Source organism: Halofilum ochraceum, assembly GCF_001614315.2.
GTDB classification, from domain to species: Bacteria; Pseudomonadota; Gammaproteobacteria; order XJ16; family Halofilaceae; genus Halofilum; species Halofilum ochraceum.
Genome location: NZ_LVEG02000005.1, coordinates 358,595 through 384,060 on the forward strand (window position 1 = coordinate 358,595; position 25,466 = coordinate 384,060).

Annotated in this window: 23 protein-coding genes; 5 read left to right on the plus strand and 18 right to left on the minus strand. The window is 67.7% G+C overall.

The features are described from left to right. Positions 1 to 21: 21 nt before the first annotated feature. The 12 genes from carA to alaC all read right to left on the minus strand — a co-directional run bounded on the left by carA (position 22) and on the right by alaC (position 15,341). Positions 22 to 1,176: a glutamine-hydrolyzing carbamoyl-phosphate synthase small subunit gene (gene carA / locus A0W70_RS08105; protein WP_139150795.1), complete on the minus strand. Its 1,155-nt coding sequence runs from the start codon at positions 1,174 to 1,176 to the stop codon at positions 22 to 24. 417 nt (positions 1,177 to 1,593) lie between these two features. Continuing rightward, entirely contained in the window at positions 1,594 to 2,904 is a 1,311-nt protein-coding gene (locus A0W70_RS08110) for a magnesium transporter (RefSeq protein ID WP_070988945.1), read from the minus strand. Beyond that, positions 2,891 to 3,724 carry a magnesium transporter MgtE N-terminal domain-containing protein gene (locus A0W70_RS08115; RefSeq protein ID WP_070988829.1) on the minus strand — a complete coding sequence of 278 codons (834 nt, stop codon included), beginning with the start codon at positions 3,722 to 3,724 and terminating at the stop codon, positions 2,891 to 2,893. Before A0W70_RS08115 ends, A0W70_RS08110 begins: the two co-directional genes overlap by 14 nt. Beyond that, complete coding sequence (locus A0W70_RS08120; RefSeq protein ID WP_070988831.1) at positions 3,717 to 4,550, minus strand: mechanosensitive ion channel family protein; 834 nt, start codon at positions 4,548 to 4,550, stop codon at positions 3,717 to 3,719. Before A0W70_RS08120 ends, A0W70_RS08115 begins: the two co-directional genes overlap by 8 nt. Next, positions 4,547 to 5,635, minus strand: a complete 1,089-nt coding sequence (gene truD / locus A0W70_RS08125) for a tRNA pseudouridine(13) synthase TruD (RefSeq protein WP_083330865.1) — start codon at positions 5,633 to 5,635, stop codon at positions 4,547 to 4,549. Before truD ends, A0W70_RS08120 begins: the two co-directional genes overlap by 4 nt. After that, a complete protein-coding gene (locus A0W70_RS08130) occupies positions 5,632 to 9,486 on the minus strand; it encodes a translocation/assembly module TamB domain-containing protein (RefSeq protein WP_070988835.1) in 3,855 nt (1,284 codons plus the stop codon). The genes truD and A0W70_RS08130 overlap by 4 nt, the downstream gene beginning before the upstream one ends. Continuing rightward, positions 9,483 to 11,228, minus strand: a complete 1,746-nt coding sequence (locus A0W70_RS08135; RefSeq protein WP_070988837.1) for an autotransporter assembly complex protein TamA — start codon at positions 11,226 to 11,228, stop codon at positions 9,483 to 9,485. Before A0W70_RS08135 ends, A0W70_RS08130 begins: the two co-directional genes overlap by 4 nt. Then, positions 11,216 to 11,959, minus strand: coding sequence for an NRDE family protein (locus A0W70_RS08140; protein ID WP_070988838.1), 744 nt, complete (start codon positions 11,957 to 11,959; stop codon positions 11,216 to 11,218). Before A0W70_RS08140 ends, A0W70_RS08135 begins: the two co-directional genes overlap by 13 nt. Before the next feature lie 78 nt (positions 11,960 to 12,037). Then, positions 12,038 to 12,577, minus strand: coding sequence for a M15 family metallopeptidase (locus A0W70_RS08145; protein WP_070988839.1), 540 nt, complete (start codon positions 12,575 to 12,577; stop codon positions 12,038 to 12,040). Beyond that, the gene (locus tag A0W70_RS16985; RefSeq protein WP_175443082.1) at positions 12,574 to 12,750 is read right to left on the minus strand and encodes a hypothetical protein; all 177 of its coding nucleotides are present in this window, start codon (positions 12,748 to 12,750) and stop codon (positions 12,574 to 12,576) included. Before A0W70_RS16985 ends, A0W70_RS08145 begins: the two co-directional genes overlap by 4 nt. Before the next feature lie 81 nt (positions 12,751 to 12,831). Continuing rightward, complete coding sequence (locus tag A0W70_RS08150; protein WP_070988840.1) at positions 12,832 to 14,142, minus strand: homoserine dehydrogenase; 1,311 nt, start codon at positions 14,140 to 14,142, stop codon at positions 12,832 to 12,834. After that, a complete protein-coding gene (gene alaC / locus A0W70_RS08155) occupies positions 14,139 to 15,341 on the minus strand; it encodes an alanine transaminase (RefSeq protein WP_070988841.1) in 1,203 nt (400 codons plus the stop codon). The genes A0W70_RS08150 and alaC overlap by 4 nt, the downstream gene beginning before the upstream one ends. 313 nt (positions 15,342 to 15,654) lie before the next feature. Between alaC and trhA the strand changes: the two genes are divergently transcribed. Together trhA and A0W70_RS08165 are read left to right on the plus strand one after the other, a co-directional pair. Then, positions 15,655 to 16,398, plus strand: a complete 744-nt coding sequence (gene trhA / locus A0W70_RS08160; RefSeq protein ID WP_070988842.1) for a PAQR family membrane homeostasis protein TrhA — start codon at positions 15,655 to 15,657, stop codon at positions 16,396 to 16,398. A 71-nt stretch (positions 16,399 to 16,469) separates the two neighbouring features. Beyond that, positions 16,470 to 16,847, plus strand: coding sequence for an Mth938-like domain-containing protein (locus tag A0W70_RS08165; RefSeq protein ID WP_070988843.1), 378 nt, complete (start codon positions 16,470 to 16,472; stop codon positions 16,845 to 16,847). Between the two features lie 60 nt (positions 16,848 to 16,907). Here A0W70_RS08165 and rpoS (A0W70_RS08170) read toward each other — a convergent pair whose 3' ends face one another. The 6 genes from rpoS (A0W70_RS08170) to surE all read right to left on the minus strand — a co-directional run bounded on the left by rpoS (A0W70_RS08170) (position 16,908) and on the right by surE (position 21,950). Next, on the minus strand, positions 16,908 to 17,852 hold the full coding sequence (rpoS, locus tag A0W70_RS08170) for an RNA polymerase sigma factor RpoS (RefSeq protein WP_245675833.1): 945 nt from the start codon (positions 17,850 to 17,852) through the stop codon (positions 16,908 to 16,910). Positions 17,853 to 18,120: 268 nt separating this feature from the next. Then, positions 18,121 to 19,086, minus strand: coding sequence for an RNA polymerase sigma factor RpoS (gene rpoS, locus A0W70_RS08175; RefSeq protein ID WP_070988845.1), 966 nt, complete (start codon positions 19,084 to 19,086; stop codon positions 18,121 to 18,123). A gap of 68 nt (positions 19,087 to 19,154) precedes the next feature. Continuing rightward, a complete protein-coding gene (locus A0W70_RS08180) occupies positions 19,155 to 19,946 on the minus strand; it encodes a peptidoglycan DD-metalloendopeptidase family protein (protein ID WP_070988846.1) in 792 nt (263 codons plus the stop codon). Continuing rightward, positions 19,943 to 20,527, minus strand: coding sequence for a YqaA family protein (locus tag A0W70_RS08185; RefSeq protein ID WP_070988847.1), 585 nt, complete (start codon positions 20,525 to 20,527; stop codon positions 19,943 to 19,945). The genes A0W70_RS08180 and A0W70_RS08185 overlap by 4 nt, the downstream gene beginning before the upstream one ends. A 5-nt stretch (positions 20,528 to 20,532) precedes the next feature. Continuing rightward, complete coding sequence (locus tag A0W70_RS08190; protein ID WP_070988848.1) at positions 20,533 to 21,216, minus strand: protein-L-isoaspartate(D-aspartate) O-methyltransferase; 684 nt, start codon at positions 21,214 to 21,216, stop codon at positions 20,533 to 20,535. After that, positions 21,201 to 21,950: a 5'/3'-nucleotidase SurE gene (gene surE, locus A0W70_RS08195; protein ID WP_070988849.1), complete on the minus strand. Its 750-nt coding sequence runs from the start codon at positions 21,948 to 21,950 to the stop codon at positions 21,201 to 21,203. The genes A0W70_RS08190 and surE overlap by 16 nt, the downstream gene beginning before the upstream one ends. Before the next feature lie 170 nt (positions 21,951 to 22,120). On the opposite strand from surE, the gene A0W70_RS08200 reads away from it, so the two are divergent. The 3 genes from A0W70_RS08200 (at position 22,121) to A0W70_RS16755 (ending at position 25,455) form a co-directional block, all read left to right on the plus strand. Then, complete coding sequence (locus A0W70_RS08200; RefSeq protein WP_070988850.1) at positions 22,121 to 23,584, plus strand: sodium:solute symporter family transporter; 1,464 nt, start codon at positions 22,121 to 22,123, stop codon at positions 23,582 to 23,584. Between the two features lie 286 nt (positions 23,585 to 23,870). Beyond that, the gene (locus A0W70_RS08205; protein WP_070988851.1) at positions 23,871 to 24,422 is read left to right on the plus strand and encodes a Smr/MutS family protein; all 552 of its coding nucleotides are present in this window, start codon (positions 23,871 to 23,873) and stop codon (positions 24,420 to 24,422) included. A 4-nt stretch (positions 24,423 to 24,426) separates the two neighbouring features. Continuing rightward, positions 24,427 to 25,455: a hypothetical protein gene (locus tag A0W70_RS16755; RefSeq protein ID WP_070988852.1), complete on the plus strand. Its 1,029-nt coding sequence runs from the start codon at positions 24,427 to 24,429 to the stop codon at positions 25,453 to 25,455. Positions 25,456 to 25,466 lie beyond the last annotated feature (11 nt).

Below are 25,466 nucleotides of genomic sequence, written 5' to 3' on the forward strand. Positions count from 1 at the left end.
GCCGCCGTACGGCGGCCGGCGCTATGCTCTGCCCGCCGTGCCGGCGCGGCCATCCATCAGCTCGATGAAATGATCGAACAGTGGCCGCATATCGTGCGGTCCCGGGCTCGCTTCGGGGTGCCCCTGGAAGCTGAAGGCCGGCTTCCGCGTGTGGTGCAGTCCCTGGGAAGAGCCATCGAAAAGCGACACATGGGTGCTCCGCAGGGTCGCCGGCAGCGTATCCAGGTCCACCGCGAAGCCGTGATTCTGCGAGGTGATCATCACCTGCCCGGTATCCAGGTCTTTCACCGGATGGTTGGCGCCGTGATGGCCGAACTTCATCTTGGCGGTGCGGGCACCGCAGGCCAGTCCCAACAGCTGGTGGCCAAGGCAGATGCCGAACGTCGGCAGATCCGCGTCGATGAATCGCCGGATCGCCTCGATCGCGTAATCGCAGGGTTCGGGATCGCCCGGCCCGTTGGAAAGGAACACGCCATCGGGCCCCAGGGCGAGGACCTCGTCGGCCGGTGTCTCGGCCGGCACCACCGTGATGCGGCAGCCACGATCGGCGAGCAGGCGCAGGATATTCCTCTTGACCCCGAAGTCGTAGGCGACGACGTGGTAGCGGGCGTTCGCCGGATCAAGCGGTTCCGGGTTGCCGCCATCCAGGTCCCAGGTGCCCTCCGACCACGGATAGATCTCGCGGGTGGAGACCACCCGTGCAAGGTCGGCCCCGGCCAGCCCCGGGAAACCGCGGGCCGACTCGATCGCCGCCGCCTCGTCGGGCGCCTCGCCAGCGACGATACAGCCCGCCTGGGCGCCGTGCTCGCGCAGGCGGCGCGTCAATGCGCGCGTATCGACATCCGCGATCGCGACGACACCGTTGCGTTCGAGATAGCCCGACAGGGTCTCCTGATTGCGCCAGCTGCTCGCGACCAGCGGCAGATCACGGATCACCAGACCGGCCGCCTGCACGTGCGCCGACTCCTCGTCCTCGAACGTGGTGCCCGTATTACCGATATGCGGATAGGTCAGCGTGACGATCTGCTGCGAGTACGACGGATCGGTCAGGATCTCCTGGTAGCCCGTCATCGAGGTATTGAAGACCACTTCGCCAACGGAGTGGCCGTGGGCACCGATTGCTCGGCCGCGGAAGACGGTCCCGTCCGCGAGCGCCAGGATTGCCGGTACGGTCAAGCGTTTTCTCCTGCCAGACATGCGAAACGGGAAGTTCCTCGCCGGTCCTTCCCGTTTCCGGAATGCTCTCTTGTGCCCGGGCAGCCCAGGGCTGTTCACACTTCCCGCGGTCGCCGCGTTGCGGCCCCCGATGCGGGCCCCGCAAGGCGCGAGAAGGGAGTGTAGCGTCACTACACGACCGACGAGCAACGCAGCGCGGTGCGCATCGCGGGCCGCAACCCTTCGGGGCGGGGCCTGTGTGCCGCAATGCGGCGTTGCGCCTCGCTCACGTAGGACGCGCTACGCTCACTCGGCGCGCCTTGCCTTGCAGCACACAGGCCCCGCCGCGGCGACCGCGGGAAGTGTGAACAGGCCCTAGCCACGGGCGGGCGAATTTTACTGTAGCGGGACCGCCACGTCCACGGGCACTGCGCCGCCTTACAGCAGCACGGCGAAGAGCGTCGCGATGCCGAGGAACGAGAAGAACCCGGCGACGTCGGTCACCGTCGTCAGGATGATGGAGGACGCCGTGGCCGGGTCCTGCCCCAGCCGCCGCAGCACGATCGGCACCAGGGCGCCGGCCAGACCCGCAGCCACCATCGACAGCACCATGGAAACGGCGATGATCAGCGACAGCCCCCAGGATCCGCTCCAGACATACACGCCCAGCGCCGTGGTTGCCGCGACCGCGAGTCCGTTGATCGATCCGACCCGTAACTCCTTGAGCACGACCAGCATCGAATGCCGGGCCGTGATCTCACGCAGCGCCAGACCGCGCATCGTGACCGCAAGCGCCTGCGCGCCGGCGTTCCCCGACTGCCCGGCGACCACCGGCAGCAGGACCGCCAGCGCGGTGTACTGGGCGATCGTATGCTCGAACAGCCCGACCACGGATGCGGCAAGGAACGCGGTCAGGAGATTGATCTGCAACCATGGCAAACGTTTGCGCACCGCGAACCACGAGGCCGACAGCGCACGCTCATCACGACTCGCGCCCACCATCGCCTGGATATCGCCGGCCGCATCGACCTGTACCGCCGCAAGCAGGCCCGCTTCGGGAACCGTGCCGATCAGGCGCCCCGCCGCATCGACCACGGGCAGGTCGGTGAAACGACTGTGCCCCAGCACTTCGACCAGTTCTTCGCGCGGACTCAGCGCGTCCACCCACGGACCGATCGGTTCCGCCAGGTCGGCCAATGGCGTTTCAAGCCGCGCCAATGCGAGTGCCTGGATCGTTACGCGCCCGCACGGGATGTGGTCGTCATCGACCAGAAACAGCGTGTGCGAGTCGTACACGCTGAGCGCGCGCAGACGATCGGAGGCCTCCGCCACGGTCATGTCGCCGCGGAAGAACCCCAGCCGTGGAGACATCAGGCGCCCGGCGCAGTCCGGCGGATATTCGAGCAGTTCGCGCAGTTCCCCGGCGATGCCCGGATCCACCGACGCCAGCCAGTGGGCCCGGCGTTGCGGAGCCATCTGCGAAAGCAGTGCGCAGGCGACCGTGGGTTCCAGTTCCGCGAGCAGCGCGCTCGCCCGATCCGCATCCAGCGCCTCGAGCAAGCGCTCGGCGGCGAACGGACTCAGCCGTTCCCAGACCGGGCGCAGGATATCGACGGCGTGCGCCTGCAGGCTCGCGACCCCTTCATCGGGCGCCATGCGTTCAAGCGTCCGGGCCGCCTCTCCGGGGTATTCGCGGAGATAGCGGGCCGTCAGCGCGCGACGGGCGGTCAACGGATCAATACGGTCCATGACGGCCTCCCCGACCCGCGACCAGTCCCGCGAGCGTATGTCCCAGGCCACGTGCGGCAGCCGCATACGCATGCACCAGCACGCCACCGGGTCCCGCTCCCGCCGAGATTTCCGCCACGGGTTCCCGGCGCGCCGCCAGGATCCGGGCCAGGGTGATACACCCAACGAGACGCCGGGCGCTGTCCACGACCGGACGCTCGGGCCAGCCTTCCCAGCCTTCCACGGGATCGACCTGCGTGAGCGGCAGATCCGCCGCCAGAGGTGGGCAGTCACGGTCCACCAGGGCATCGATCGACCGCTCCCCGGCGCTGGCGAGCAGTGCCGCCAGCGGGACGACGCCTACCGGGCGTTCGCGCTCGTCCACCACATGGACCTGCACCGGACCCGGCGTCGCCCGCACCAGCGCGATTGCCTCGGACACCGTCGAATCGGCACGGGCCGTGGCCGTCTCCGCGTGCATGTGGGCCCCCACGAGCGTCGCGGCAAAGCGCAGCTGGCGCCGCAGCGCCCGCGCGCGTCGGGTGGGCACCTGCTCGAGGATCGCCTCACGCGCCTCCGGGGCGATCGCCCGCAGGAAATAAGGACAGCGCTGGGCGGGGATGGCCTCGATCAGCGCGGCCGCGCGCGCCGGTTCCATCGCCGCGAGCGCACGGCCGGCCCGCCATGGCGCCATCGCCGCGAGCGGCTCGGCGGCCAGGCGCACCGGCACCGTCGTGAGGAATGCCCCCACCGCCGCCGGCTCGAGCTGTTCGAGGACGCGGGCGGCGTCCACGGGGCGCGTGTCGAGGTACGCCAGTGTCAGCGCGTCGGGATCAGTCATCGCTGGTCGGCGCCAACAGCACCACCGGGCGTTCATGGAAGGCGCGTGCCGGGATGATCACCCGGCCCTCGCCGGTCGCGAGGATGACGCTGGTCGCCGTCATTTCGGTCACTTCGCCCTCGACCTCGCCGATGCGTATGCGCTGGTGCAGCTGGCAGTGTTCCTGCAGCCCCTGGGCACCGATGAGATTGCGCACCACGTCAACGGCACCGAGCGCGAACGCCAGTGTCAGAGCACCCCCCACCGAGGCCGCGGCCACCACGATCAGGGCCACCGGCAGGGTCATATCGAGCCCCATCTGCCCGATACCCAGCACGACCGCCAGCGTCAGCACGGTCGCCTGCACGCCACGCCCGAGCAGGTGGCCGCGGGCGCCGCCCAGCGGGGTCGCGGCGGCCGTCGTCAGTTGCCCGAGCAGGATGCTGCCCGCGATCCCGATCACGATGATGAGCCCGCCGGCGAGCAGCGCTGGCAGGAAACCCGCAAGCCGCGCCAGCCACTCACTGACCGCGTCGAGTTGCAGCGCCGCCGCGATCCCGACCAGAAACAGGAATACCACCACCCAGAATGCAAGATCCGCGATTACCCGCGCCACGGTGGGCGTCAATCCGAACAATGAGAACGGGCGGGCGGGCATGCGCCCGATCAGGCGGTTGAGTGCCCTGCAGGAGCGCAGCACCAGCAGCCGCGCAAAGCGCGCCACCAGCCACCCGAGCAGCCCCAGGATCAGCGCGGCCACCAGGTTGGGCAGAAAACCGGCAATCTCGCCCAGGGCGCGGCCCGCCGATACCGCCGGCTGTTCCAGCCAGGATGCTTCTTCACTCATTCCGTTTCTCCGATTGGTCCGCGGCGGCCTGCTGCCAAAGGCCCGGTGGGCGCTGAGCGGTTTGCGCCCGCCCGACTGACGTCGACGGCGGTCACCGCCTCATCGAGCAGACTGGTCGCGAAAATACCGCGGCCCAAGGTAAAACACAGTTCGAGATCCGCGCCGTGCCAGGCCCAGGCGAGATCCGGCGCCACCGCGCGCAGGGCGCGTCGACGCGCCTGCATGGCGATCCGCTCCAGGCCTTCCCGCAGCTCGGACTCATCCGCCAGCCACGCCCGTTCCCGCTCCGCGGCCGCCAACCCGACCGGCTGTTCCCCGATCCCCCAGAGCGGCCCGGTCACGTCCAGGTCGAAGCGATCATGCCGGCTTTCGATATCGCCCTCGTCCCCACGGTACTCGAACACCGAGTTCGTACCCGCCAGCATCAAGGCATCGCCTGGCGCCGGTCGGATCCAGCTGCCATCACGGACCCGGGCATCGAGGACAAGGTTGAACAGCCAGCTGCGCGCTGCCGACAGATGGATCCCACGCGCACGCTTGATCGCATCCGGGGCCAGCAGCCGGCGCGCCCGGCGCAGGTTCTCGCCGCCGTGGCCAAAGCGCTGGGGGCCGAAATAGTTGGGGAAACCGCGGTCACGCACGGCCGCCAGGCGTTCGTCGATCGTGGCGCGATCGCCCTCGACCGCACGCAGGCGCAGGGCAAACCGGTTCGCCCGGTGGCTGCCGGTACGCAGCTTGCGGTTATGCCGGACGGCGTGCTCCACGACGCCCACGGTCGGGTCGACGTCCGACCACTCCGGCTCCGCCCGCCCGGGGAGATGGACCGAGAACCACTGCCCGGTATCCGCGTGGCGATCCTTCATACCGCTGAACCCGACGTCCCGGCGGCGAACGCCCGCGAACCGGGCCAGCGCCTGCGCGACGTCCTCGGTATTGGTCCCACGCTTGCGCAACCAAAGCCACGCATGCTCACCGCCGCCACCGGGCTCGAAGCCGAGCACCTCGTCGACCCGGAAATCGGCCGCCTCGGTGCGCAGATCGCCGTGCCCACCGGGACCGCCCCAGGCCCGCGCGTACTCCATCATGGTTCGATCCCTCCATCGGTCTCGATACTGTAAAGCAGATCCGCGCTGGCGGCCGCACCGCTGCGGGCCTCCAGCGACCACCGACGGGTCAGTTCGTAACGCATGCGTACGCTGTTCGCCTGCTCGGCGAGACCGATGCCATAGCCGACATAAAGACGCGGCGAGAGGTAGCGCCCGAGCACGAGCGAGGCGCCGTCGCTCTCGCCCACCTCGCCGCGGTCGACACTCACTTCCTGGATGCCGAGTTTACCCGCGATCGCCTGCCCCTGTTCCGAGGTCGCGAGCGCCGCCGCGGCAGCCGCCATGGTGCTGCGGTCGCTGCCAGAGCTCTCGCCGAGCGGGACACCCGCGATCAGATAGGAAAGCTGCTGGGACTCGGGCAGCGGGGGTTCCGAAAACAGCGTCGCTCGTGGTTCCCGCAGGGTGCCGCGGACGTTGACACCGACGACCACATCGCGCGGCCGGCGCACCGCGCGCACATCGAGCCCGGGGTCGGCCACCGGGCCGCCATCGAACAGCACGCGCCCGCGCTCGATTTCCAGCGACTGGCGGTAGATCGTGTATGTGCCCTCCTCGACCCGCAGTTCGCCGGTCGCGGTGGTCAGTTGGCCCGGTCGCTCGCGCACGTCGATGTTGCCGCCGAGACGCCCATCGAGCCCGAACGCATCCACGCGCACGTCCTCTCCAAGATCGACGCCCACGTCCGCGAGCACCTGCCAGCCCGCGGCCGTTTCCTTTGCTTCACCGTTCTCGCCCACGATCACGGCGTCCGGACTCGTCTGTACCGCACCGGAAATATCCCGCGGTTCGATCCGGGCGTGCGGTATCGCCACGCTGCCATTGACCTCGATGCGGCGTCCTTCCACCCGCCAGTTCAGATCCGGCGACACGTCCAGGCCCAGCTCCGCCGTATCCACGGCCGCGAAAGAGGTCCCGCTGATCCGGCCCTCGCCGGACCAGGCACCGGCGTCGCCGCGGCGCAGATCGATCAGCGCCTCCATCTGGCCCTCGCCGGAGCGCCCCCCGAGCCGGACCCGGAATCCGCTGCCGACCGTTTCCAGGTCGAGGTCGAGCTCCGTCATCGCGATCCCGAGCGGGATGACGGTGACCCGGCCCTCCGCGAGCTCCGCACCCCCCGTCAGGCGCGGGTCCGCAAGTGTCCCCCCCAGCCCGACATCGGCGTTCAGCTGGCCTTCGACACGGCCGATCGCCGGCACCACGGCCGCGATCAGGCTGAGATCGTCGATCCGGGCCTGGACACGCCCGCTCAGCGCGGCGGCCTCGTTGCGCTCGATCCCGACCGTCGCCGCCAGGCGGCCCCCGTCCGACAGCGGCAACCGGATGCGCCCATCCAGCCGCTCGGGCGCCAGCTGCGCCTCCACGCTGCCGGACTCCCACGCCAGGAGTGTCCGCGTTTCGTCGTCGACCGGCCCCATCACACGCCCACCGGTGATCCCGAGACGGGCATCACCGGTTACTGGACCTGCCCCGCCCTGCAGGCGCGCCTGCAGTTCGAGTTCGCCCTCATATTCCAGTTCTTCCGGCCCGAACCCGCCGATCAGTGCCAGCGGTACCGTGTCCGCCTGGATACGCGCCGACCAGTCTTCGGGCGTGCCCTGGCCCGTCAGGCACAGCCTTGCGGGCGCCTGCAGGAGACAGAGGTCTTCAAGGGCGCCACGCCCGTCGACCCAGCGCAGCGGCGCGGGCTCCGCCAGCGTCCAGGCCGTCCGGCCGGCGGGACGCAGCTGCAGCCCGGTCAAACGCCCCCGCCAGTCGACATCCTCAAGGGCACCGGCAGCCGTCAGATCCACCTCACCCCGCGGTCCGGCCGCAGCGATCTCCAGACGATGATCGCCGGGCCGGCCGGCCAGTGATGCCGACACCCGCTCCAGCGACTCCTCGCCGACCTCGACACCGCTCAACGACAGGTCGACGCTCGAATCACGATCATCCGCGAGAACGGCATCGGCGTTCAGCGCGAGCGTGTCGATCCGCAGCGTCGCCCATTCCAGGGCCGCGCCCTCCATCCGTGTCCTGATCGATGGTGCCGCCGGCGTGCCGCCGATCTGGCCGCTACCCGAGAGCCGCCCGGCACCGACCCCGGTCAACGCGCGCACATCCGGGATCGCGACCGACCAGTCGATCGCGAGTCGTTCCCCGGCCCGGCCGCTCGCTTCGAGGCGTGCATCGCCGGCAGCCAGGCGCAGGCGCGGCACTTCCAGTGTGCCGTCCGCATAGCGCAACTCCGCCGCGCCATCCAACGGACGCCCATCCAGTTCCCCCTCGAACCGATCCAGTGTGACCTCCGCCGACACGCCGGTCTCGTCCCAGCGCGCGTCGGCCTCGAGGCCGGCGGCGAGGCGGCCGGCGATGGCCGCGCCGAAGCGCTCCGGATCGACATCGCTCAGGTCGGCGCGGATGCGCGCGTTCCCCGGTGCCTGCCAGCGTACCTGACCATCCGCCGCGAGCCGCGCGCCGCCCCAGTCGATCCGGGCCGTGAAACGGTCAAGACCATCGACGTCACCACCGCCCTGGAGTTCGACCGCCGCCGGCTCATCCGGGCCGATATCCGGCAAAGAGACCCGCGCGCGGCCGTCGAGTTGATAGCCGTCCAGGGTCCCTTCGAGCGTCATACGGCCTTCCGTGCTGCGCGCCGTCGGCGCCCCGGTGATCGGCCACTGCAGGGCTTGCCAATCCAGCGTCGCGTCGAATCGGGGCTTCGTCCCCGCATAGCCCACGCTGCCCTTGAGCGACGCCATCGTCTCGGCCTGCTCGACCGGGCGGATCGCAAGCTCCGCGATGCGCAGGGATTCCGTATCGGCCTCCACGTCGAGGCGGCCACTGTAGGGTCCGCCAAGGACCGCCCCGAGACCAAAATCGCCACGCACCGAGACCGTATCCAGTGTCCCCTCCAGTGCGAGGTCGGCACTGGCCTCCAGTTCGGGGGCGGTAGAGAGCCACTGCGCGGGCCGCGTCGTCGGAACCGCGAGGTCCGCCTGCCATGTCGGCGTCCCGTCGAACAGTTGCAGGGCGGCGTTCAGCGTCACGGGGGTCGGTGCGGTCAGTTCGTGATCGATCCGCAGATCCGCGAGCGTGCCACTGAAGCGACCGTTGCCGGCCAATGCCGGCAGATCACCAGCCGCCGCCCATCGCCAGTCGATCCGCCCGCTGATCGGATACGGCGCCGCCGGGCCCGATTCGAGGCGGGCCTCCAGGCGACCGGCCGGGGCCTCGACCCGAAGCGAGTCGAGTACCAGCGCCTCCGGCCCGACGCGCGCCCCAAGGGCGATGCGATCGATCCGATGCGAGGTGCCGTCGGCCAGAGTCAGTTCGATGGGCGCCACCGCAAGGCGATCGACCCGTATGGCGACGGGGAACGCCAGCTCGTCGGGCAGCCCGGGGATCGCCGGCGCGCCGTCCGGCGCCGGCGCGTCCCCCGTATCGGCGAGGGCCACCGCCACCCGGTCGACCGCCAGGTCACGTACGTGCACTTCACCGGAGACCAGTGCTGCCGGGGCCCAGTCGAGATCGATCCGCTCCACATTCACCCTCGCCGCGTCCAACCGCAGTTCGAGCCCGTTAACCCGCAGCGGTCCGATCAGCCGCCCTTCGGCGGACTCGATGCGCACCCCTTCCGGCAGCCAGGGCCGCGCCTGGGCCAGCGCGAACTGCAACCCGGAGGACGTGGCGACCAGCCATGCGATTGCGCCCGCGAGCGCGATTGCGGTGACGAGCACGAGTCCGGCCACCGCGAGTGCAAACCGGCGGAACCGGCGTCGACGGCGCGCCGACGGGCGCTCCCGCTGCTCGCCGGTGGGTCCGGCTTCCGGGTCACGCTCGGCCTGGTTCAAAGATCGACCCCGAGACTGAGATGCAGGCGCGCCGATCCATCGCCGTCGATCGGCCGGGCCACGTCGACCCGGAACACGCCCACCGGCGAGCGGTAACGCAGCCCGACGCCCGCCGACCGCCGCAATGGCGTATCCCAGTCATTCATCGCATTACCCGCATCCATGAACACGGCTGCGCCCCAGTCTCCGACGATCAACTGCTCCAGTTCGACGCTGCCGACGGCAAGGTGGCGACCACCGACGACATCGCCGTCTTCGTTGACGGGACCGAGGGACTGATAGTCGAAGCCCCGCACACTGGAATCGCCGCCGGCAAAGAACCGCTGCGACAGCGGCAGGCGATCGACATCGCTCACTTCGACCGTGCCGATCTCACCGCGCACAAGCAGCCGCCCGCCGTCCCAGAGCCGCGTGACACCATGCCCGCTCAGGCGACCGCTCAGGAAACTCACGTCGGAACCCAGGGTCTCGGCACCGCCGCTGACAAACCCGCCGAGGCGGAATCCACGGGTTGCGTACACCGGATCGTCGAACCGGCTGTACACCAGCCCCGCGCCCGGCATGACGAGGTTGCGCCGGATGGTCTCATCGCCAATCGTGTCCTCGTTGTACTGATAGTCGAGCGATACCGTGGCCTGGTAGCGGCCGCGCTGCTCCACGCGCCGCGCACCGATCTCGAATTGCCTCTGCTCCGCGTCGCCGAACTCCTCATTCCCATATGACGTCTCGAGCACGAGCCGTTCGCGCGCGGGATCATCCAGCGGGATGTTATAGCGCGCGCTCACCTCGTTGCCGATCTCCGCCAGTTCTATCCGCGTATCAAAGGAGTGCCCCGAGCGGTTGAAGCGCCGATTCTCCCAGCCGGCACTGATGCGCGCGCCGGTATCCGTGCCATACCCCACACCGAAGGTATAGCGATTCCGTGGCCGGGGTTCGAGCGCGATCCGGATCGGTACCCGGCCGTTACGCGCCTTTTCGCGCTGCGCGCGCACGTCGACGCGCAGGAAGTAATCGCTGTCATCGAGCGCGTACTGCAGGTCGAGCAGCTCACTGCTTTCCCAGGGATCGCCCGGCTCGAACGGGACGTAGTCCTGCAGGAAGCGATCCTTGAGCATCGACTGCTCGAAGGTGACCTCGCCAAACGCGTAGCGCGGACCGCTATCGAGGATCAGATCGGCACGGGCTTCCAGCGCATCTGGATCGATCCGCAGGGTGCTGCGGGCCCAGTCCGCGTCGAAATACCCGCGCGACGCCGCCAGTTCCATGATCCGCTGTTTGGCATTGTCGTAGTCGGAATGCACGAGCGGTTCACCGGCCCGCAGCGCGAGTTGCTCGCGCAGATCGGAGAATGCCCGGTCCCCGGATGCGGGCCCGCGGATCTCAATAGTGACCTCCGCCAGGCGGACCCGTTCCCCCGGTTCGATCCGGTAGGTCGCCTGCCACTGGCCGTCCTCCTCCGACAGACGTGCATCGATCGTCGGGGCGTAATAACCGAACGGTTCCAGCGCGCGGCGGATCTCGTCGCCCGCCCGCCGGTGCAGACGCCGTACGGCTCGTTCCGGCGTGTCCTCCTCCGCCGGACGCTCGGCCGCGATCGAGAGCATCGCCCGCACGTTTTCGAGCACCGGCCCGTCGACGCCCACGATCTCCACATCGATGTCCGCCGCCCGCGCGCCGCCGGCCCATCCGCCCAGGACCAGCACAAGCACGAACCAGCACCGCGCGCGCTTCAATCCCGGCATGCCGCAACCGCTGACGGGGCGCATTGCCAGGATACGGCGGACTCCCCGAGCGGCTGTCCATGCGCGTCGAACCGCCGCTCGCGACAGATCGCGTTGCCGGCGGCGTCGATCCGCAGCACCGTGGAACAACGCGTACCGAACACCGGATCGCGGATGAATATCGGCCGGCGATCTCCCTGCCCATCACCCGGGGAGCCGCAATCGCCGAGCTGTTCCAGAATCGCCTCCGGTTCACCGCCGAGTACGGGCCCGAGACGACTGCATGCCCGCTGGCTGCGCGGGTCGTCGATATCGAGGCCCGCGTTGTCGATCGTGTGCAGCCCCGGAGAGAGCGTGACCGGCGTCCGTTCTACGCTCGCGCAGTACTCCAGCCCCGCCCGACCGCCGACCAGCAGATGGAAACCCGCGTAGTGTTGAAGGTCGGCCGCCAGTCCGTCCATCCACGCCCGCGGCTGGTCGCTCTCGAGAAAACCGGGCACGAGCGCGCCACGCGAAGGAGCACCCGCCGGGGCCGGGAAGCGATGGTCATTGAGAACGGTTCCGAACCGGCCATCGCTGCCGACACCGAACCAGGTGCCGCCCGCCACGCGATCGCGACCCGCCAGAATCCCGGGACGATCGGACCACCAATCCAGTGGATCGGCCGGACGGTCATGTCTTTCGTCACGATTGGCGGCGACAATGATCGGTACGTCAGCGCGGGGATCGAGTGCGACCAGAACCAGGCACATCCGGGAGGCCTCTTGCCTTGCGGCCGGCCGGTAGCCGGCATCGGGGGAAAATGTGCACCGTCCGAGCCTGGCTCAGGCCTAGGCGGTCTCCGCCGGAATCGCCCAATGCCACGGTTCGTAGACAATGCCGTGCGCGTTTTCGCGTGGATAGGATAGCGCGAAACCGAATCGCTCGGCGTTACGCGTAAGCCATCTGAAGGCGTCGGTCTGCTCGAACGCCTCGGTCAGCGGCGGTACCCCCGGTACACCCAGATCAACGGCCCGGCCCCCGTGATGCTCCGAAAACCCCGGCGCGGCATTGACCGCGAGGATGTCCTCGATCGCCTCACCGCGCGCGAGTTTGCGCTCGATCAGGCCACGCTGGTAATCGAGGCTGCGCCATGCCGAGACGAGAACGAGACGGATCCCGTCCCCTTCCGCCGCCGCCTCCATCGAGGCCCAGCGGGCGGCGGCATACGGCTCGAGCCAGTGCCGCCTATCGGTCCGCCCGGGTGAGACCTCGACCAGCGTCTCCGGTTCCCGCACCAGCGGCAGCCCCGTGCGCCGGGCGTAGTCCGCCGGCACCCCGAGTTCCCGGTGGAGTGCCGCGACCCGATCGGCAAACGAGTCGGTACTCATTCGCTCAGGAACAGCGCCTGCAACATCGCCGAAACCAGCAGCGCCCCGAATACCCCCGCGCCCGCGAACAGCGCGGTACGCAGGACCCGCAGGTGCAGCTCCGCGCGCGGCGTGCGCAGCGCGCCCCAGAGGCAGATGCCCGCCAGAATCCCGAGTGCCAGAAAGGTCCGCACGGCTTTTCTCCATTCAGCGAAGGACGCGGCTACCGCCCGCGGCCGTTACCCGGTGATCGTAACCGGTGGTGGCCAACGCGGTCAGCCAAGCGTCTCGACGCGGATCCGCTGCACTTTGCCGATGATCGAATCAAGCGCCTCGAACTGCGCGATGGCCTCGTTGATCTGTTTCTCCACCACCCGGCGCGTGAGCATGATCAACGGCACCGTCGTCTCGCCCGGTCCGGGTTCCTTCTGCAGGATCGCCTCGATGGAGATGTCGAGATCACCCATGATGCGCGAAACCTGGGCCATCACGCCGGGGCGGTCCGCAGCCTGCAGGCGCAGGTAATACGCGGTCTCGATATCCTCGACGGGCATGACGGGGAGATCCGTGATCTGGTCCGGCTTGAAGGCGAGGTGCGGCACACGGTTCTCCGGGTCTCCCGTCAGCGTGCGCACGACGTCGACGATATCCGCCACCACCGCGGAGGCGGTCGGTTCCGCACCGGCGCCGGCGCCGTAGTACAGCGTCGGCCCCAGCGCATCGGCGTGCACCACCACGGCGTTCATCACCCCGTCGACACTGGCGAGCAGCCGGCGCTCGGGGATCAGGGTCGGATGTACCCGCAGCTCGACATTCCCGTTGGTCCGGCGCGCGATCGCCAGGTGTTTGATCCGATAACCCAATTCGTCCGCATACGCGACATCGTCGCGTGTCACACCGCTGATTCCCTCCATGTACACGTGGTCGTACTGCAGCGGAATCCCGAACGCGATGGAACCGAGAATGGTCAGTTTGTGCGCGGCGTCGATGCCGTCGACATCGAATGCCGGATCGGCCTCCGCATAGCCGAGGCGCTGCGCCTCCGCCAGCACGTCGGCGAACTCGCGGTCGTGATCGCGCATCTCGGTGAGGATGAAGTTGCCGGTGCCGTTCACGATCCCGGCGAGCCAACGGATATGGTTGCCCGCAAGCCCCTCGCGGATCGATTTGATGATCGGGATCCCGCCGGCGACCGCGGCCTCGAAGGCCACCATGACACCCTTGCGCTGGGCCGCCGCGAAGATCTCGTTGCCATTCAGCGCAATCAACGCCTTGTTGGCGGTGACGACGTGCTTGCCGTTCTCGATCGCCCGCATGACCAGTTCGAACGCGGGCTGCTGGCCACCGATCAGTTCGACGATGACCTCCACGTCCGGGTCGTCCACGACGATCCGGGGATCTTCCGAGAGCCGGATATCTTGGGTGGCCAGTCCCTCGAGACGCGAGCGCGTGCGGACCGAGGCGTGACTGACGACGATTCCGCGCCCCGCGCGGCGCGCGATCTCATCGGCGTTGCGCTGCAAGACGGTCAGTGTGCCGCTGCCCACGGTACCGAGGCCGAGGAGGCCGATTTTCACGGGATTCACGAATCACTCTCCTGAAAGACGTTGTCCTGACGAAACATATTGCGGATGCCCCGCAGCGCCTGGCGCGTGCGATGCTCGTTCTCGATCAGCGCAAGGCGCACATGGTCGTCGCCGTACTGGCCGAAGCCGATCCCCGGCGATACGGCCACCTTCGCCTCGGCGAGCAGCTTCTTGGCGAACTCCAGCGACCCCATATCCCGATACGCCGCCGGGATCGGGGCCCAGACGAACATGGTCGCGCGCGGCTTCTCGACCGGCCACCCGAGCGCATTGAGGCCATCGCACAGCGCATCGCGACGCCGTTGATACATCGCGCGGATATCGTCCACGCAGGACTGGTCGCTCTCGAGCGCGTGAATCGCGGCCACCTGGATCGGCGTGAACATGCCGTAGTCGAGGTAGGACTTGATCCGCGCGAGGGCGGCGATCAGGTCCGGGTTGCCGCAGACGAAGCCCACACGCCATCCCGGCATGTTGTAGGTCTTGGACAGCGAATACGTCTCGACGGCGATTTCGCGCGCGCCCGGCACCTGCAGGATCGACGGGGCCCTGTAGCCGTCGAACACGATCTCCGCGTAGGCGATGTCGTGCACGACCCAGATACCGTATTCCCGGGCCATCGCGATCACGCGCTCGAAAAATTCGAGGTCCGCGCAGTGCGCCGTCGGATTACCCGGGAAATTCAGGACCAGCATCTTGGGCCGCGGCCAGGAATCGGTGATCGCCTTTTCCAGTTCCGCGAAGAAATCGACGTCGGGCGTCAGCGGTACGTGCCGGATGTCGGCGCCGGAGATCACGAAACCGTAGGGATGGATCGGATAGGCCGGATTCGGCACCAGCACGGCATCGCCGGGACCGGTGGTCGCGAGCGCCAGATGCGCGAGGCCTTCCTTGGAGCCGATCGTGACGATCGCCTCGGTCTCCGGATCCAGTTCGACATCGAATCGTTCCTGATACCAGCGGGTGATCGCCCGGCGCAGGCGGGGAATGCCGCGGGAGACCGAGTACCGATGGGTGTCGCCGCGCTGCGAGGCCTCGTTGAGCTTGTCCACGATATGCTGCGGCGTCGGCTGGTCCGGATTGCCCATGCCGAAGTCGACGATATCCTCGCCGCGCGCCCGGGCCGCCGCCTTCAGATCATTGACGATATTGAAGACGTACGGCGGTAACCGTTCGATACGGGGAAACTGTTTTTCCACGGCCGCTGGATCTCCGGAGCTGACGGGCGAGTGACGCTGCCAAACCGCTCATTATACGGCCGATCGCCCTGACAGGGCCAAGAGTACGTTGCGCCGCGTAATCGAACCCGTATCCGCGGCAAGACACCCCCGTGACGGCTTCCGCGCGGCCCATCGCACCACCCGGCCCGATTCATGCTTAGATAGGCTCAAGACTATTTGCATCGGACGCGGCCTCCGCCATCATACGGTCTTGAATCGCGAACACGCCCGGCCGTGGTGAGGCTGAACGGGGATTCGGATCGCTTCGCCCTGCAGACACTGGGAAACCGCCATGCCGACGGAACCGCTCATTGGAATCGCCGACCCGGTCAGCACGCTGACCCACGGGCTCGGAGCGGTCGCCGCACTGTTGATGACCCGCCGGCTGATCATGCGCGGACGCGGGCGGCCCGGTGCCCGGTTAGCGCTCGCGGTGTTCGCCGCCAGTTGTATTCTGCTGCTGGCCACCAGCGGCATCTATCACGTCTTCGGCCACGGCACCGCCGTGGGCGCCGTCTTCCAGCGCCTCGACCACGCCGCCATTTTCGTGCTGATCGCCGGCACCTTCACCCCGGTCCATGCCATCCTTTTCCGGGGACCGTGGCGCTGGGGCGTGCTGCTGGCGGTCTGGACCGTTACCGTGATTGCCATCCCGCTCAAAACCGTCTTCTTCGACGCAGTGCCCGAATCGCTGGGGCTGTCCGTCTATCTGGGCATGGGCTGGCTCGGCGCCGGCACGGCGTGGATCCTGTGGCGTCACCTCGGTTTTGATTTTATCCGGCCGGCGCTCGCCGGCGGTCTCGCGTACACCTTCGGTGCGCTCGTGGGGATTGCCGGCACGCCCAATCCGATCCCGGGGATCGTCGGGGCTCACGAAATGTTCCACTTCGCGTCACTGGTGGGAATGTGGCTGTTCTGGCGTTTCATGGGCGAAGTGCCCCGGATGCCCGTCATCCGCCACCCGATGGCGATGCGGTCTGCCCGACCGGATTGTTCTGCCGAAGGGGTCGTGCAAAAGCCGGAGAATGCCGCCTGAGGCCGATCCACCGACGGGGCTGTTACACTGACGGCTGAGCGCCACCCGACCGACGATCGACGGATCCCGCAATGAAGGTCAGTCTCGACACCGGCACCGCCTCGCACCTGATCAAGGCCTACGGCGCGGGTAGCATCCAGGTCAATGAGACCGTCTACAGCCGCGATCTGATCGTAATGCCGGAATCGATCGAGCCCGAGTGGGCATCGGCACCCATCGCCGAGCTGACACCGGAGCATTTCGCCATCGTGCGCGAATATGCGCCCGAGATCCTGCTGCTCGGGACCGGTCGCAGCCAGATCTTTCCCCCTGCCCGGCTGATGGCTGAACTCGGCCGCCAGGGTATGGGCCTGGAGGTCATGGACACCGCCGCCGCGTGCCGCACGTACAACGTGCTGATGTCCGAAGACCGGCGCGTCGCCGCGGCGCTCATGATGATCGAATCGTGATGGGCCCTGCGGCTACGCTGTGGCCCATCAGGACGGCTCGCCCTTTGCCCGGGCCGCGCATCAGGCGCCGAACAGCGCCTCCAGCGAGTAGCCACGCGCTTCGAGGGTGTGCCGGAGCCTCTTAAGCGCCTCGATCTGGATCTGCCGGACCCGTTCCCGAGTAACCCCCAGCTCCTTGCCGATCTCTTCGAGTGTGGCGGTTTTGTGACCGCGGAGGCCGAAACGACGAACGACGACGGCCTGTTGTTTCTCCCCGAGCACGTCGAGCCACCCATCGAATCGAATGCGGACATCCTCGTTCTCATACACGGTGGCTGGATCCGGTGCATCCTCGTCCGGAAGCAGATCGACCAGCGGCTGTTCGCTCTCACTCGAGACCGCAACGTCGACCGACCCCACCCGCTGGTTATAACGCAGCAGCCGTTCAACCTCGGCCAACGGCCGATCCATCAATTCACTGATCTCGTCGGGGGTCGGCTCGCGTTCCAGCCGCTGCTGGAGCTGCCGTCCCGCGCGCAGGTACGTATTGATCTCCTTGGTGATATGAATCGGCAACCGGATCGTCCGGGTCTGATTCATCAACGCCCGCTCGATGGCCTGGCGTATCCACCATGTACCGTAGGTGGAGAAACGGAATCCGCGCTCCGGATCGAACTTGGTGATCGAGTGCATCAGTCCGAGATTGCCCTCCTCGATCAGATCGAGCAGCGGTAACCCGCGATTCATGTAGCGCCGCGCGATTTTGACGACCAGGCGCAGGTTGGACTCGATCATGCGGCGTCGCGCCGCACCATCCCCCTTTTGCGCCGCCCGCGTGAGCGCGCACTCTTCTTCCGCGGTCAACAGCGTCGTCCGGTCCAGCGCGCGCAGATACATGCGGGTCGCGTCCGGCTCGGCGGCCGCCGCCAGCGCGACGACCCCGGCCGCCTTGCCGATGCGCCGTGCCGGCCGCGGTCTCGGCCGATCGGGGCCCGGGGTCCGATTCACTGCCTGATTCGTGCTCATCGCGGTCATCCGTATCCCATGTACCCGTCGATACTGAACCGCCAGGAGAGGCCGGCGCCTGACAAACGTCAAAAGCTGGACGACTATATAGCCCTGAATGGGCGGGACTGCCTGGATAAAACGCGGGAATGAGCCTGATCGGGGCGCGAATCGGGCAAAGTGAATGGGGTCGGTGGACAAACGGTCCACCGCGGGCCGTCACACGCATCGGGCTGCCGGTATTCAGGAGGCGGTCCGAGAAACCCGGGCAGCCTCCCGGGTCAGCCGCTCAGGGGTAAAAGAGCGTTTCGACGGAGTAGCCCCGCGCTTCGAGTATGCGCCGCAGCTTCTTCAGTGCATCGAGCTGGATCTGGCGAACACGCTCACGCGTGACACCGAGCTCACGCCCCACCTCCTCCAGGGTCGCGCTCTCGTATCCGCGCAGACCGAAGCGGCGGATCACCACTTCACGCTGCTTCTCGCCCAGTTCGTTCAGCCACTCGTCAAAATGCGACTGGACATCGGCGTTTTCGAGCATCACGGCCGGATCGGGCGTGGACTCGTCGGGCAACAGGTCGAGCAGCGGGCGCTCGCTGTCCTGCGACACCGGCACATCGACCGACGATACCCGTTCGTTGTAGCGCAGCAGGCGCTCGACGTCGGCGAGCGGACGGTTCATCAACTCGCTGATCTCTTCGGGGGTCGGCTCACGCTCAAGCTGCTGGCCGAGTCGCCGCGCAGCCCGCAGGTACGTGTTGATTTCCTTGATGATGTGGATCGGCAGCCGGATCGTGCGCGTCTGGTTCATCAGCGCGCGTTCGATGGTCTGGCGGATCCACCAGGTCGCATAGGTCGAGAAGCGATAGCCGAGTTCCGGATCGAATTTCTCGACTCCGTGCATGAGACCGAGATTGCCCTCTTCGATCAGGTCCAGCAGGGGCAGTCCGCGATTCATGTACCGGCGCGCGATCTTCACGACCAGGCGCAGATTGGATTCGATCATCCGCCGCCGCGCCTGCACATCACCCTGCTGGGCCTTGCGTGCGAGGTCCCGTTCCTCCTCGGCGGTGAGCAGCGTGGAGAACTCGATGGCCTGCAGATACATCCGGGTCGCGTCGGCCTCGCGTACACCGAATTTTTTCTCTGCGACCTTTCGGGGGGTGGCGTCGCGCGGGGTCTGGTCGGACAACGGGTCGTCATCGCGCGCGCGCGGGTCGACGCCACCGTTTTCGTCTTTCTCGCCCTTGTCACTCATCGGGGTCTCACCGTGGCCATGACGGCCATTGCCGATCGTCCGTGACGACCCGTATTACGCGCGCCATATCACTCGCGATCGGGCAGATAGTCAAGGGGGTCCACCGGGTTGCCGCCACGCCGGATCTCGAAATGCAGCAGCGCCGTCCCCTCACGGGTTCGACCCATCCGCGCGATCGGCTGGCCCGCCGCGACCCGATCACCCTCGGCGACCAGCAGCTCGCTGTTATGGGCATAGGCGCTGAGAAAATCGCCTTCGTGGCGAACGATCAGCAGCCTGCCGTACGCCTTGAGTCCGTCGCCACTGTACACGACGTCCCCGGCCGCCGTCGCGTGGACCGGCTGCCCCGGCTCCCCGGTGATATCGACACCCCGGCCGCCGGCCCGGCCGTCCCCAAAACGCGCCACGACCGTCCCGCGCGTCGGCCAGCGCCAGCGCCCGGGCGGATCACCGGACGGTGCGCGTTCAGCCGGTTCCGGGCTCGCTGTTGATGCGGCGCTCGCGCCGGAGCCGGCCTCGGTCCTGCTGCCGGTATCCTTGCGATTCGCTCTGGACGGGGCAGCGGGCTCGGCTTCGCGCGGTCCGGTCGACGCCGTGGCCGTCGAGGCCGTCGACGATGAACCCGCCACACCATCGGGCCTCAGCCTGAGCCGCTGCCCCACACGAAGATTCCGCGGATTATCGATGCCGTTCCAGCGCATCAGATTCTGATGATCGATGTGATAGCGCCAGGCGATCGAGTACAGGGTGTCACCAGAGCGCACGGTATAGACCTCCGGCCGGAAGCGATTGCCGACCAGACTGCCCGCACATCCGGCGATCAGCAGACCCGCGAGCCCGATGGCGAGCCACCGCTTCATCCGCTGCCCCGGTACATCACCCAGACGACGGCGGCCAGCGCCAGCACGCCCCAGCCGAACCACTCGATCCAGCGGCGCAGGAAGGGCTCAACCCGGGGACCAACCTTGCCGGCGATCCCGCTCACGAGGAAGAAGCGCGCGCCGCGCCCGATGAATGAACCGACCAGAAACGGGATCAGCGCCAGATTCAGGGCGCCCGCCGCGATGGTGAAAAGCTTATACGGCAGCGGCGTGAATCCCGCGAGCAGCACGACCCACAGCCCCCATGCATTGAACCAGCTGACCGCCTCACGGTACTCGCGCAGCATTCCCGCCTCTTCGATCCAGGGCAGTAACAGCTCGAGGGCGAAGTAGCCGATCACATACCCCAGCAGGGCCCCGGCAACCGAGGCCACGGTGGTGATCAGCGCGAACCACCAGCAGCGTTCGGGCCGGCTGACCGCCATCGGTGCCAGCATCACATCGGGGGGGATCGGGAAGAAGGACGATTCGGTGAACGACAGCACGGCCAGGTAGCGCGGCGCATGGCGGTGCCCGGACCAGGTAATCACGCGGTCGTACAGGGGGCCAAACAGACGCACGCCGCTCAGTCCCTGCCGCCAAGAAAGGGCACGAAACTGACCATGTCCAGTTCCTGCCGTTCAAGGCCGTTGTCGCCGGTGCGGGTATACGCGAACAGGCGCTGGCCCGCGGCGCCACCGACCGGCGCAATGAGCGTCCCCGTCGGCGCGAGCTGACTGAACAGCTCATCCGGAACGCGTTCGGGGGCCGCCGTCAGCATGATCCCGTCAAAAGGCCCCTGGTCCGGCCAGCCCATGTGCCCGTCGGCATATTTGACGTGAATATTGCGCAGTTCCAGTTGACGGAACCGTTCACGCGCGCGCTCGAGCAGGTAGCCGATCCGTTCAACCGTATGGACGGATTCAACCAGCCCCGACAGCACGGCCGCCTGGTAGCCGGAGCCGGTCCCGATCTCGAGTACCCGCCCCCCACCGGCCGGCAGGCTGGCGATCAGGGCCTCGGTCATCCGGGCCACGATGAACGGCTGCGAGATGGTCTGCCCGCAGCCGATCGGCAACGAGCTGTCCTCATAGGCCCGGGTCGACAGCGCCTCGTCCATGAACAGGTGTCGGGGTACATGGCGCATCACCTCGAGGACGCGCTCGTCGGCTATACCCTTGTCGCGCAGACGCTCGATCAGGCGATCCCGCGTGCGCTGCGAGGTCATACCGACACCGACGATGTCGTTACGGGTCAGGCGTCGGAGCATACTGCCATCCACTCCCCCAGTCGTGGCAGTGTATCGAACCGCGTGAGATCGCAGTTCAGCGGTGTGACGGATACGCGCCCGCGGGCCACGGCATCGAAGTCCGTACCTTCACCGGCATCCTGTTCCGCCCCCGGCGGACCGATCCAGTAGCACGTACGCCCACGCGGATCATGGTCGACCAGCACGGGCTCGGAGCGATGGCGATTGCCGAGGCGCGTACCGCTCCAGCAATCGATATCTTCCCACGCGCGATCCGGCACATTGACGTTCAGGATCGTGTCCGCCGGCAACGGATCGCGGGCAAGGCGTTCGACGAGTTCGCGCGCCACCCGGGCCGCGGTGTCGAATTGACGCTCGCCGACCAGCGATACCGCGATCGCCGGCAGCCCGAGAAAACGGCCCTCCATCGCGGCGGCCACCGTGCCGGAATAGAGCACATCATCGCCCATATTGGCGCCGTGATTGATGCCACTCACCACCATATCCGGCACCCGGTCCAGCATCCCGTTGATCGCGAGGTGCACACAATCGGTGGGCGTACCCTGCACGGCGATGAAACCGTTGTCCTGGCGCTGGGCGTGCAGGGGCCGATCCAGCGTCAGCGAGCTGCTCGCGCCGCTGCGATCGCGATCCGGGGCCACGACGGTACACTCGGCGACCGACTCCAGCGCCGCCGCGAGTGCGGCCAGGCCGGGGGCACGAAAACCGTCATCGTTGGAAATCAGTATATGCATGCCTGGGTCATCGGTTGGCCACGTGCGCGACGCACACCGGCGCGAAATAACCGTAAACTATACGCGAATCCCGGCGGGTAGCGCAGCGGCTTGATCCGGGAACTTTACGGAATCGGCAAAGACTAACCCGCGAACCGTCACCCGAGCCCGCAACCACCGGAGCTGCCTCTATGCTGGACAGTCATTTCACGCCATTAGTCGCCCTGCTCGCGGTTGTCGCCCTCATCAGTATCGTGATCGCCCCACGGGTGCGCACCGCCGACGGCTTCTTCCGCGGCTGGAACGACATGGGGGCCGCGCCAGGCGTGTTCACCCTCACTTTCTCGCAGGTGACAACCTGGATCTTCGCGCGGTCTCTGCTCAATGCCGGCATCCTCGGGTACTTCTACGGCATCGCCGGCGCCCTCGCCTATGCGGCCTACTATGGGTCTTTCCTGACCGGCTGGCTGATCATCGACCGCCTGCGGTTCCACCACGGCAATGGCAACGTCCAATCTTTCCTCAGCGAGCGCTTCGGGGCCCTCGGCACCGGATATTTCAACGGCCTCGTCTCCCTGCGCCTGCTCAGCGAGGTGTTCGCCAACCTGCTGGTGGTCGGGATCGTTTTCGAGGCAGCGGGTGGCGGCGCATCGACCGCCGCGATACTGGCCGTTGCCGGCATTACCCTCGTGTACTCGATGACCGGAGGGCTGCGCGCCTCGCTGCGCACGGATGTCCTGCAGATGACCCTGCTACTGGCCCTGATCACTGCGCTCAGCGCGTTGATGTTCATTCACCCGGCATTCGACTTACCGGCCGTTATCGGCAGCAGTCCGGATGCCGCCGGTCCCGGCTGGATCCTGCTCGCAGTCGCACTGCTCCAGGTCTGGAGCTACCCGCTGCATGACCCCGTCATGATGGATCGAGGGTTCATCGCGGATCGTGATTCGACACGCCGGAGCTTCATGCACGCCGCGTGGATCTCGACCCTGTGCATCCTCGCCTTTGGACTGCTCGGTGTTTTCGCCGGCCTCAATGCCAGCGAGGGTGAAGCCCTGCTCGACACGCTGGCACGACTGCTCGGTGGCCCCGCGACGATCATGCTTGCGGCGGCGCTGGTGATATCGGCCTCCTCGACGCTCGACTCGACCTTCTCGAGCGCCTCGAAACTCGCGATCCAGGATATGGGCCTGGCCCGCGCGAGCGCCCGTAACGGTCGCATCGCGATGCTGTTGTTCTGTGTGGGTGGCGTAGGGCTGGTATTCGTCGGCACCGATGATCTTTTCGCGGCCGTCGCCGTGAGCGGTACGGCCTCGATGTTCCTCACGCCGGTGATCGTATTCTGCATCTGGGGCGGACGCGATGTCGCACGCTGGAGTTTCAGCGTCGCGTTCGCGGCGGCCATCGCGGGTGCGGTCCTCTATTTCGTGGAGAATTCCGGTTACATCGCGGTGCTGCAGCCATTGACCGGGCTCGATCACAAGTACGACCGCCTGCTTCTCATCAGCGTGGCTGTGCTGGCGATCGGCATGAGCGCGTTCGCCCTCGGGCTCCGGCGTTCACGGCCTGGGGCCTGGCGGGAAAGTTTCGGGGGTGGGTGTGTTTTTTGGTTCTCGCCAAGGCGCAGAGAACGCCAAGGGACGCCCAGGAGGTGAAAAGAGAGAGCAGGAGCGAGCTTGCTCGCGAACCGGTGTCCGCGTCCACGGTCCCTCGGTCAATCGATCAGCTCAGCTGGCAAACGTGATTGCCTGGATTCCCGAGCAAGCGTGCGCAGGTAATGAGCGAACCGGCCGCAACACTGGAGAGCGGTTCGCGGCCAAGGCCGCTCCTACGGTTTCTCTTCGCGTCCCCTGGCGTGCTTCGCGCCTTGGCGAGAACCCCAAACACACGTTTCCGGCGCCCCGGCTGCATCACCACCCCCGGCGGTCCTATACTGCGGCCATGAGCGACCGGTCCGACAATCTGCCGGAAGACGAACGGCGGCTGTTCCGCGAGGCCATGGCGGAGGTCGATCCCATCGAGACCGACCGGCGACCACCCGAGGCCGAGCGCCCGCGGCCGGAGCCGCGCGCACGCCAGCGCGAGGCCGATGAGGCCGAGGCGCGGGAGGCACTGGCTTCCGGGGCGCTCGACAACGCCGATGAGGATCTGGCGGAGGAGCTGTTTCACGCGCGTCCCGGCATCCAGCGGCGCGTACTGCGCCGGCTGCGCCGGGGCCAGTACGCCATGCAGGCCGAACTCGATCTGCACGGGTTCACTCGCGCGGAGGCGGCGGTGGCGCTGCGGGATTTCCTCTTCGATTGCCGGGCGCGGGGACTGACCGGCGTGCGCATCATCCACGGCAAGGGGCGCCGCTCCGCCAACGAGGGCCCCATTCTCAAGCCCGCCGTCGCCGGCTGGCTGCGGCGCCGCGCCGAGGTCATGGCGTTCTGCAGCGCCCGCCCGGTCGACGGCGGTTCCGGGGCGCTGTATGTGCTCCTCGCCCGCAGTTGATCCCGTGAACGCGCGGGGCCGCATCTGTCCGCTGTCGTATCGCCACGGCGCCGGCGCGCTCGTTGATGCGACCTCGCTGGCCGCCGATGCGGCATGGATCGTGGGCGGCCTGTACGGGAACGTGAACGCGCTCGCGGCCATCGAGGCGCGTGTCGCCGCCGACGCGGATCGCGATCGGGACCGCACGCGCCTGATCTTCAACGGGGATTTCCACTGGTTCGATACCGATCCCGAGGATTTCGCCACGATCCAGCGGCATGTCCTCGCGCACACGGCCCTCGCCGGCAATGTGGAGGCCGAACTCGCGGCCCCGGATGACGAAGCCGGTTGCGGCTGCGCTTATCCGGAGTTCATCGACGACGCGACGGTTGAGCGCTCGAACCAAATCATCGAACAGCTGCGCGCCACCGCGGCCGGGTTACCGGGCGCAACGGACGCGCTCGCCACCCTCCCCCGGCTGCTGCGGCTCGGGATCGCCGACCGTACCGTCGGCGTGATCCATGGCGATCCGGACGCCCTGGCGGGCTGGGGACTGGCCGTCGAGCGGATGAATGGCGCGGCGCCCGGGACCGACGCCGCCACCGTGCGCCAATGGGCCCGAGCCGCGCGGGTCGATGCCTTCGCCTGCACCCACACCTGCCTGCCATGGACCGGAATACCCGCTGGCGTCCCGGTCATCAACAATGGTTCTGCAGGGATGCCGAATTTCCGCGGGCGGGTCGACGAGGTCCTGGTGAGCCGCATTGCCCCGATCGACCGACCCGCACCGGACGCGCTGTACGCGATCACCGCCGATGGCCTGCGCTACGAGGCCATCCCGATCACGATCGATGGCGATGGGTGGCGTAAACGATTCAACACGAACTGGCCGCCGGGATCTCCCGCGCACGAGTCGTATTACCGACGCCTGGCCGCCGGACCGGCCCACGCGATCGGCGACGCAGTGCCCCTGCAAGCGGATCAGAGCGTTCACCAGGGCGATCCTCCGAGCGGAGGTAACGCCGTTGATCGCCGCGGGCGCCGAGACCCGTGAATCGTTCACGG